Below are 10,441 nucleotides of genomic sequence, written 5' to 3' on the forward strand. Positions count from 1 at the left end.
CGTCCCTTGTGACTCGGATCGATTCCGAAGAATTCCTGTTTGCCACCGCTCCTCTCGGACCTATTTTGGACTATCAACTACCCACACGATTGTCCGAACGTTGTGAATGGTTGATCCATCCAGACCAAACGGCCTGTGATCCGGGCGAATTCGTGTTGTACTGGATGCACAACGCCATCCGGGGACATGAAAACCCGGCATTGGACGTCGCCGTTTCCTTAGCGCATCAAAATGGATTGCCGCTGCTCGTTTACCACGGTCTGTCTGAAAAGTACCCGTTCGCTTCCGATCGTCACCACGCGTTCATCTTGCAGGCCGCCCGCGACGTGCAACGAGATCTGACCGAACGCGGGATTAGCTATGCCTTTCACCTCGAGCGGGCCGGGCATCGTGGACCGCACCTCCGCGACCTGGCTCGCCGCGCCGCGGTGTTGGTAACCGAAGCGATGCCGGTCGCCCCGCTGGTCGCTTGGACCGAACGAATCAAATGTTTAGTCACGACTCCGTTCGTCTCGGTCGATACGACCTGCCTGCTTTCACTCGCCCAAGTCACGGCGATCGCCAAACCTAACGATCTTTCCCCCCCGAAACCCCAACCCGAATGGTTTTGCCAACCATCGCGTTATCGGCAAATCACCGCCGGCGAATACAAGGTGCGATGCCGTTGGGAATACGAGACCATGATCGGCGGCCTTCCCACCGAAGAGTTTCAAGAAGTCGCAACTTTGCGATTGGACGAATCGGAATTGGGATTCGAACCCGTCGATCTGCAAAACGTGTGTTTGAGCGAATTGATCGGGCAATGCAAAATTGATCACACGATCGCTCCGATCGCGGATTCACCCGGAGGGATGCGAGCCGGTTACCTGCGATGGGAACATTTTCGCGATCACTCACTCGCCCAGTACGGGCAACACCGCGAAGACGAGTCTGATTTCGAAAGCGGCAGTCGCCTGAGCGCTTATTTGCATTACGGAATGGTCAGTCCGTTTCGGATCGCCCGCGAAGCAAGCGCCAGTCAAGACGCGAGCCCGCACTGGGAATCCTCTGTCGATCGATTCTTGGACGAGTTATTAACTTGGCGAGAGATGTCGTTTCACTTTTGCCAAATGTTTTGCGAGGACTTGGATACGTTTGATGTGATCCCCGACTGGGCCAAGGCGACGTTGCGTCAACATGCCATGGACCCACGCGACGGTTCGTGCGATTGGGAGTCGCTTGCCCGCGCGAGAACGGGGCTTCCACTTTGGGATGCGGCTCAACGCAGTCTTCTCAAGCAAGGTGAACTTCATAACAACGTTCGCTTGACTTGGGGCAAGGCGTTCTTATCGATGACGACGTGTCCCGAGCAGGCACTCAATCATTGCATCGACTTAAACCACCGGTTCGCGTTAGACGGACGAAGCCCGGCCAGTTACGGCGGAATCTTATGGTGCTTCGGGCAATTCGACGAACCACTCGAGGACGCCCACCCGATTTATGGACGTATTCGGCCTCGCTCGGTTCAGTCTCACGCCGATCGAATCGACTTTGCTCGGTTTGCGCGACACGTCGATCGACCGATCGCAAAAAAGTTGCCGCGGGTCGCTGTCGTCGGCGCTGGCATCGGTGGTTTGATGGCAGCCCGCGTGATGCACGACCACGGATTGCGTGTGACTGTATTTGACAAGTCGCGTGGCGTCGGTGGGCGTCTGGCGACCCGGCGACATGCTGCGGCACCTTCGTTCGATCATGGTGCCCAGTACTTCACCGTCCGCGACGATCGATTCGCACGTTACGTCCGTAGCTGGATGGCAGCCGGAGTGGCGGAAGCTTGGATGAACCCGATTGTGGAATTGGATCATGGCCGGATTGTCGATCATAAACGGAGCACGCCTCGCTATGTGGGCAAGCCTGCGATGAACAGCATCGCCAAGCACTTGGCCGAGGACTTGTCGGTTACCACTGGCTGCACCGTCGGTTCATTGCGACACGACAACGCCACAGACGCATGGCAACTCAAGTCGATCGATGCCGACGATTTGGGAACGTTCGACGTCGTGATCGTCAATTGCCCGCCTCAACAAGCATCCGCCTTATTGAATCCTCACACGGACTTGGTTGAGCACATCGAACAGGTGGAAATGTCGCCGTGTTGGTCGTTGATGATCTCCTGCGACGGTGCGGGCGACCTGCCGTTCGCGGGTGCCTTCATCAATGACGGGCCACTGTCATGGATCGCTCGCAACGACGCCAAACCCGGACGTCCGTCGCATCGCGATCCCAATCGTTCCGATTGGGTGCTACACGCGTCGATCGATTGGACGACCGAACATCTCGACGCGAACCAAACCGATGTTTGCGAAGCGTTGACATTGGCGTTCTCGAACGCAATCGATCGCAAACTGGGAACGATTCATCATCGTGTCGCTCATCGTTGGCTGTATGCCAATACCAATCAACCGTTGCCGCAAAGCTGCCTGTGGGACCGCACCACGATGCTGGGTGCATGCGGCGATTGGTGCGGCGGGCCTCGCGTGGAGGGGGCATTTCTGAGCGGTGCGGCGATCGCAGGATGCGTTCTTCGTCACGTCACCGTGGACCGCTGCCCGGCATTGGCTCGATCGTGATCGAATCCAAACCGACCATGTAACGTTCCAATGCGAGCGAGTTTCGCCCGGTGATTCGGATCTTTACCACCAACTTACCGCCCGCGTCAGGCTTGGCATTTGTAAACACAACAGGCGAGGAAACCCGCACGTCCGGAGTGTAAAGATCAATCGACTGAGCCGCTTGATCATTCAATCCGACCTCGATTTGCGCATAATCCGGCGCGGTCGTGAAATAAAAGGTTACTCTCGCCGGTCCGGACTGAGAAACTGGAATTTCAACCGACAACGTCTCGCCGACTTTCCCGCCCGTCCACCAAAGCTGTTGATTACTCGACCATCGATCTGGAAAACCTGACATCCCTTGGCGAGACAGTTTCCCCGCCGAGACCTCTGCCGCTTCGATCAACGTTTCACCTTCGAGTGCACCCGGCCGAGTAAAAGCTGCTGAAGCGTCGCTTGCCTTGGATGAGACGATCGGCCCGGGGCTCATCAGATATCCGAACAGTTCTCGGACTTGGGCTGGCGTCATCGGCTCAAGTTGCCCTTCGGGCATCAAGGACACCTCCGATACTTGTCGCAATTCCAGGGTGCTTTTCGGCAGCACGATGGTTTCATTCGCGGTCGTTACGGTCACCGCGTCGTCGTTCTCCGATTGAACCAAACCGATGACCACGCGTCCGTCGTCGGTGACGAACTGAGTCGTCTGGTAGGCTTTTCCGATGATCGAATTCGGCTCCAGGATATTCTCAAGCCAATACTTGATGTCTTGCCGGTTGGCACCTGTGAGATCGGGACCAATGTTTTGACCTTCGCCGAACAAACGATGACACTTTCCGCAATTGGCATCATAGAGTCGCTTTCCATTGACACGATCGGCACGAGCGAGCGAGTTCGCGTCGAGCAGTCCGAGATACCGTTGGTAAACCGATTGAGGCACGCTGCCACCTTGGCTGACACGTCCCCACACCTTTTCGATTCGCTCTCGTAGTTCGTTCCCACCGGCTTTCTCTCGATCGCCGACCGCGATCATTTGCCGGATTGCGTAAGCGGGAATGGTTGTCGGATTGACCAGATCGGTTTCCATCGCTGCGACCAGGGCGAGGACCGAACCGGTTCGCGCGGTCAATGTCGCCAACGCATCGGCTTGGCGATCGACCGGCCATTGGCGAAAACGTTCAATCAACCGCTGCGTTACTTCGGGTCGTTCGGTACGAGCCAAACTGCGAATCGCGTCGCCACCGATCGCGGGATCATCGATCAATCGAATCAAAGCATCGGGCAATTCCGGATCGTTCGCTTGTGCCAGCAAACTCAAGGCTTCACGACGTTCTTTTGGCGACAATGAGCGATCATCCAAACGCTTGCGAAACGCCGGGAAAGCGGATTGATCGCCGAACTGGATCGCTAGCAAATCGAGCATATCTCGCACGATCGGAATGTTACGTTTGCGGAGCTTTTCGGCCACCTGTGGCCAAGAAGCCGGCATCCCGACTCCGCCGCGGCTCCATGCCGCCTCGAGCAATTCTTCAATCATGATGCCAGCATCACTCAAGTAGTCGTCGTTGCCCATCATCGCGACGATGGATTCTCGGCCGTCATCGCTGACCGCCATCCGCCGAATAACAAACTTGCGGACAGTCTCATGAATCGTGCCTCGAGCCAATTCAAACGCACGCGACGGATCTTCTTCGACGAGTGGTTCGATGCCGTACCAAATCAACCATGGCAGATTTCGGTCATCGCGATCGAATGAATGGCGAAGCAATCCTTCGGCGAGCGACCATCGTTGGTTCAACGGGATGCGTTGCAGCAACGAGGCAAGATATCGACGTGTGACGCTGCTCGGTTCGGATCGACACAGTGATGCCAATTCAGCGTGAACGTCATCGCGAATCGCTGCCTTGGCTTCACCGATGAACTGAACGGCCCATCCTCGAACGATCGGGTCGTCGTCGCTCAACAACTCTTTCAATTCGTCCACGCCGAGCCCGCCGGTGACCCACATGGTCCACACCGCTTGCAGACGTTCACGGCGGGGGCGGTCCGAGTCAATCCATCGATTCAGTTGACCGTTCACCAATTCGGTCGACAGACTCCCGTTGACCGATCGTTCGTGCAATAGACGCTGGGCCCGCCGCACAAAGTAGGCGTTGGAATGTTCGAGCAAATCGATCAATTCTTCATCGGTCTTATCGTTCAAGTCGAAACGATATGGTTGCACGTCGCCGAATCGAATCCGAAACAGACGCCCGTCGGTTCGATCCCAGATCTCTGGATTTCGGTTGTGACAAGTTTGCGGGTCGTGCCAATCCGAGGTGTACAGCGCACCATCAGGCCCTTGCATCACGCCGACACCGATTTGTCGGTGGTCGTGAGACATCGCAAAATCGGGACGATGTCGGCCGACGAAGCCGGAACCATCTCGCTCGACATGGTCGCGAACCATGCGATGGCCATGCAGATTGTGAAAGAACAACTCACCGCGATACTCGGCCGGGAACTCGTCGGCCTGATAGATCGTTAAACCGCAGTGGGCGTGCCCTCCTCCGACCGCCGACGTGTCGGCGGCCGTTCGCGCGACCAATTGACGGTCGACTTTTCCGCCTTGCGACGATTCAAACGTCCCATCGCCGTAGTGCAGGTGATCGGCAATCGTTTTGATATCGTCGTAAGTATGCGTCTCGAAATGATTACCCGCTTGGCGAAAATAACGTCCGCCTTGACTGAGGTGATAGAGATGTGGAATCACACAAGCCGTGATGAACCAATCACCATCCTCGTTGAAATCGACACCCCAAGGATTGCTCGTTCCATGCGCGTAGACTTCGAATTCGTGACGCACCGGGTGAAATCGCCACACTCCGGCATTGATTGGAACCCGCTGCTGGTCCGGTGTTCCGGGTTTGCCAACCCTCGAATGTGTGAACACACCATGGCAACCGTACAACCAACCGTCCGGCCCCCATGTGAAACTGTTGAGTGTTTCGTGAGTGTCCTGGTAGCCCCAACCGTCGAGCATTACCCGGGGCGGGCCGTCAGGAACATCATCACGATCGGCATCAGGATAGAACAATAAATCTGGAGCAGCCCCCACCCAAACGCCACCGAATCCGACTTCAATCCCACTTGCGAGATTCAACCCCTCTGCGAACACGGTACGCTGATCGAACGATCCGTCGGCGTCGGTGTCTTCCAGGATTAAGATCCGATCCATCCCCTGACCTTCGGGGGCTTTTTGAGGATAAGTGTGACCTTCGATGACCCATATCCGGCCGCGGTCATCAAAGCACATCGCGATCGGTTGAACCAAATCCGGTTCACTGGCGATCAGATCGACCTTGAATCCTGGTGGCACGTCCATGTTTTCAACCGCCTGTTGGGGCGAAAAGCCATCGGCGTACTCATCTTGCGATTTCTTGACATTGCCGCTCGGTGCGAGCGTCCAAGGGAAGGCTGATTGCCCGGTCGTTTGGCGATTTCCCGTGGTGGGTTCTTGGAAATGAACTGACAACCCCAATTTGTTGGACGACACGACGTCAGGTTGTTGATCGTTGTTCAGATCCGCCACGAGGACTTCGACGCCGACGCCCGATTGATCGTCAATGATGTGGGGAACGAACTCGATTCCTTGACTGCCGCCGCGACTTCCCTCCGCCTTACCCTCAATGCCACCGGACCGCACGCATTGAAACCACGCCACGATCGGTGCCTGCAAACCGCCGGGATCCTTTCCACCATGAGCGAAACGACGTTTTCCCGTCACGATGTCTTTCAATCCGTCGCCGTCAATGTCGACCAGTTCGACCGCGTGCAGTTGTGAGACCGCGAACCCGTATGGATTCTCGATCGATGATTCGCCACAGATGAAGTGCTGTTGAAAACGCTCGCCGGGCAATTGTTCAAACCAACTCAAACCATATCCGTGTGCGTTATGTGAGGTGACAAGATCATTATCGCCGTCGCCGTCAACATCGTGGACATGAATTTGGGCTCCGCCGCGACCGTAGGCTTCACTCGCCCACGTCCGCATCTGCCAAAGCTTCGCCGTTCCCTGCTCCGGCGCAGTGTCTGGCACATCAAGATTCGGATGTTTCCACCAATGACGATGGTCGACGATATCCAAACGTCCGTCACCATCGATATCGCCGACGCCGAGACCGTGACCGAACGGTTCGGCGGCGGTTCCCGGTTCGGAAATCGCGGTCCACCTCCAAGGCTGCGTCGGATCCTCGCCCGCCGTGTAGAAGCCGTAACTGCGATCGCGGGAAGCGACCAGTTCCGGCAACCCACCCGGAATCAAATCAACCAGCGCCGGAGATTCATGACTGACGCGTGGCATGATCTCATGGACCGGCCAATGGCTAACGAGCGACTCCTGACCAGGATTCAAATACAACCGACCGGACCGACCGGGGAACCCGATCGAAAGGACGTCGTTGCGACCATCGTTATTGAAATCGAGAACGTGCGAGAAAAACTGATCACTGTACCCCGCAGTGGAAAATACCTTCGGCTCGGCGATTTCAAAACGCTGTTCGAATCCGGGACCCGCGTACCAAACCGGACCGGCGACGAGGTCGACCTGTCCGTCCCCGTTCAGATCACCCGAGGCCGCACCTTCGCATAAGAAATCGTTGTGGATGCGTTGCGTTCGCCAGGAAGTTTGAGCGTGCAGGGGATTCGTGAACCATGCAATGAGTCCGAGACCAAATAAGAAAGCAGATTCGCGGAAAGTGAACATGATTGACGTCGACGGTGGGGGAATCGATAGTTGGAGCATCGCAAGAAACGATCAGGATACCGCTTGCCACTCCTGAATGCAAAACAACACGACCGCCAACGCGTTTTCCCCGCGATCAAGTCCACTTCAACCCGATGATGCCCACGACGATCAATCCGATGCACACGATCCGTAGAATCGAAACGGGCTCGGAAAACAGGACGATCCCCAACGTCGCCGTGCCGACCGCCCCGATGCCCGTCCAGATCGCGTAGCTGGTACCGATGGGAATTTCTTTCACGGCAATCGCCAGACAATAGAAACTGGCCACCATCGTGACGATGGTGAAAACACTCGGCCAGAACCGCGTCCATCCGTCGGTGTATTTCAATCCGATCGCCCAGCCGATTTCTAAACAACCTGCGATGATTAAGTAGATCCAGACCATGGTTACATTTCAAGAAACGTGAAGCGAGTCAATGAGGCATCCTGCTTGAATGGTCGCCTGAATGACGATCCTTCCCCAATTGTTGGTAATTCGGCGTGATTGCGTCGGTAAGCAGTAGTCCGGCAACAATCGCAACGGCCGTCAACATCATCGTGGCGATCAATCGCATGCCTCCAGGCAAGTCATCACGAAAGATAATCTGCGCCATCCCCGAGAATCCGATGCTGCCCGGCACCAACAGTATCAACGCGGGCATTAACATCACCGCCGACGGCAAACGCAAACGGTTCGTAACGAAGTGACTGACCATTCCTGCCACCACCGAAGCGATCCAAACGGCAGCGAACGAGCTAAAGAATTCGGCAGCCAGACGCAACGACGTGTAAGACACCAAGCTCGCTAACAGCAACCAAGGAATGTCCCGGTAACGTGTGCGAAACAATACTGCGAAACAAAGCGCTGTGGGAACGACGACTGCTGCCGACATTGCGAACGTCGGAGTGATCGGCGTGACCGAACGAGGAATCGACGTAAATCCATCGACTAAACCATGTCCCATGTAAACGCCAAAGATCATCGTCAACAAAGTGGTGAGCGCACCGGAGATACGAGCCGATCCCGACGCTAGGTTTTGCGTAGCCAGTTCGTTGATGCTGATCGTTAGGTGCAAGCCTGGCACAAGCACAATCAGCGCCGAGACCGCCGTCAATTCGAAATTGCTGGATGTCGCCACCACCTGAATCCCGCATGCGATCGCGCTGGCGACAAATCCGGCGATGACATTGATCAAATGAGTTTGAACTCGAAGATACGTCAACCCGATGACCAAGCCTCCGACGATCAGACCGATCATGCCCGACGATAAAATCACCGTCGAGTTACCACCAACGAGTACCGCGACGCACGCGCCGGCGATGCCGAATGCGATCACCTCGATCGACATGCCATAGCCGTCGGAAGCTTCATTGATTTCCTTGAGTCGTTCAAAAGCCTCTCTAGGTTGCAAACCCTCGTTTCTAATGGCCGCCTGCAATTCAAACAACTCGGCATATCGGCGCAGGTTGGTATCACTCGGATACACTCGCAACAACCGAGTTCCCTGAGCCTCGTCGTCGTCGAACGTGACAAACAATGCCGTCGGCGTTGAAAAGAACGTCGCCGATCGACCGAGCGACGCGGCAACCTGTTCCATTCGTTGATCGAGCTCATAGGCGGGCGAACCACAGGCGTGCAAACTGCGAGCGAGTTCCAGGATCAGCGTTTCGGAGGTGATTTCAGGCATCCCGATAGCAGACAGGAACTGGCGCGGTGATGGAACCGGTCGACGGATCGACTATGCTGTTGCCGTGTCCGACGATGTCGAGTCACCACGAACAATTCCGATCTCCTTCCCCACCAGGTTCCCCCATGCCGATTCTCCGTACATCCTCCCTCTTGTTTTTTTCCGCCTTGACCGTATTGATTCCGATCGCCTTCGCGTCGGCCGAAGACAAGGTTGCGCCCGTGCGGATGGGTTGTGGCGAGATGACATTCGACACCGTTCCGGGCTGGGGACTTCGCCCGGACGGCAACTCGGCCCTCGGCCCCACTCATGGCGGAGTGATCGTCAACCAAGACGGCAACGTCTACGTCAGTGCCAATCAGGGTGTTTTCATTTTCTCCCCCGATGGCCAAGTACTGCATTCGTTCTTGGACAAAGACTACACCAACATTCACGATTTAGAAGTTCGCGTTGAAGATGGCGTCGAATACATCTATGGCGCCCGCAATAGCGCCGGCGAAGGGCTCAAGTTCAATGCAAAAAGCGGTGAAATCGTGTTGCGTCTTCCTTTTCCCAAAGAGTCTGGCTTGGATCTCAAGAAGTTCAATCCTACCGCCATCACCGTCGCCGCTAACGGTGAAATTTATTTATCTGATGGTTATGCAAGCAACCACATTTTTCGATTCGATGCCGAAGGCAAGTACCTCTCTCATTTCGGCACCAAAGGCAACTCGCTCAAGGAATTCAACACGGCCCACGGGATGACACTCGACACGCGGTACGAACCGAATCGGTTATTGATTTGCGATCGCAATCATCAACCGAAGGGACGCTTGGTCCACTATTCTCTTGAAGGTGAATTCATCGAAGAGGTCGTGACCGGATTGGGCATGCCCACTTCGGTGGCGATTCAAGGAGACTATGTATCTGTACCCGACCTCCAAGGACGCGTTGTCATTTTGGACAAAACCAACACGATCGTCTCGGTCTTGGGACACAACCCGGATGTTGCCAAACGAGGTTTTAATGTGCCTCAAAAGCAATGGATCGAAGGCATCTTCAGCGGCACTCACGGATCGTATTGGGACAAGGACGGCAATCTCTATGTTCAAGATTGGAACACGTCAGGCCGAATCATGAAACTCGTTCGTGTCGTTGACTAAGAATGTCCGGTGAAGGGATTCGGTTGATTAGCCGATTTGGCGTTAGCGAGCCGTTGATCTAATCGTAACCCGAAGCGTAAGCGAGGGATGGGACGCCATTGGTTCTCTTTCACATATCCCTCGCTTACGCGTTTTGAAGACTGCCATATGGTTTTCAAGTGGGAAGGCAATTTTGTTACGGGTACATATTTTCACCGGTCTGCTCGGAAGCAGTTTTCGATTCGCAATCATCGGAACTGACGCTGGATTGAAAAATCG

Annotated in this window: 5 protein-coding genes; 2 read left to right on the forward strand and 3 right to left on the reverse strand. The window is 55.5% G+C overall.

Annotated features, from left to right (window positions below):
* Positions 1–8: 8 nt before the first annotated feature.
* Positions 9–2,609 carry an NAD(P)-binding protein gene (locus tag Pla100_RS28795; protein ID WP_231603753.1) on the forward strand — a complete coding sequence of 867 codons (2,601 nt, stop codon included), beginning with the start codon at positions 9–11 and terminating at the stop codon, positions 2,607–2,609.
* Here Pla100_RS28795 and Pla100_RS28800 read toward each other — a convergent pair.
* The 3 genes from Pla100_RS28800 to Pla100_RS28810 all read right to left on the reverse strand — a co-directional run bounded on the left by Pla100_RS28800 (position 2,572) and on the right by Pla100_RS28810 (position 9,041).
* Positions 2,572–7,332: a PVC-type heme-binding CxxCH protein gene (locus Pla100_RS28800; RefSeq protein WP_231603754.1), complete on the reverse strand. Its 4,761-nt coding sequence runs from the start codon at positions 7,330–7,332 to the stop codon at positions 2,572–2,574. The two genes, Pla100_RS28795 and Pla100_RS28800, sit on opposite strands and share 38 nt — an antisense overlap.
* 115 nt (positions 7,333–7,447) lie before the next feature.
* The gene (gene sugE, locus Pla100_RS28805; RefSeq protein WP_146582587.1) at positions 7,448–7,759 is read right to left on the reverse strand and encodes a quaternary ammonium compound efflux SMR transporter SugE; all 312 of its coding nucleotides are present in this window, start codon (positions 7,757–7,759) and stop codon (positions 7,448–7,450) included.
* Between the two features lie 28 nt (positions 7,760–7,787).
* The gene (locus tag Pla100_RS28810; RefSeq protein WP_146582589.1) at positions 7,788–9,041 is read right to left on the reverse strand and encodes a threonine/serine exporter family protein; all 1,254 of its coding nucleotides are present in this window, start codon (positions 9,039–9,041) and stop codon (positions 7,788–7,790) included.
* 125 nt (positions 9,042–9,166) lie between these two features.
* Between Pla100_RS28810 and Pla100_RS28815 the strand changes: the two genes are divergently transcribed.
* A complete protein-coding gene (locus tag Pla100_RS28815) occupies positions 9,167–10,183 on the forward strand; it encodes a 6-bladed beta-propeller (protein ID WP_146582591.1) in 1,017 nt (338 codons plus the stop codon).
* Positions 10,184–10,441 lie beyond the last annotated feature (258 nt).

Source organism: Neorhodopirellula pilleata, from assembly GCF_007859915.1.
In the GTDB taxonomy this organism is placed as follows: Bacteria; Planctomycetota; Planctomycetia; order Pirellulales; family Pirellulaceae; genus Rhodopirellula; species Rhodopirellula pilleata.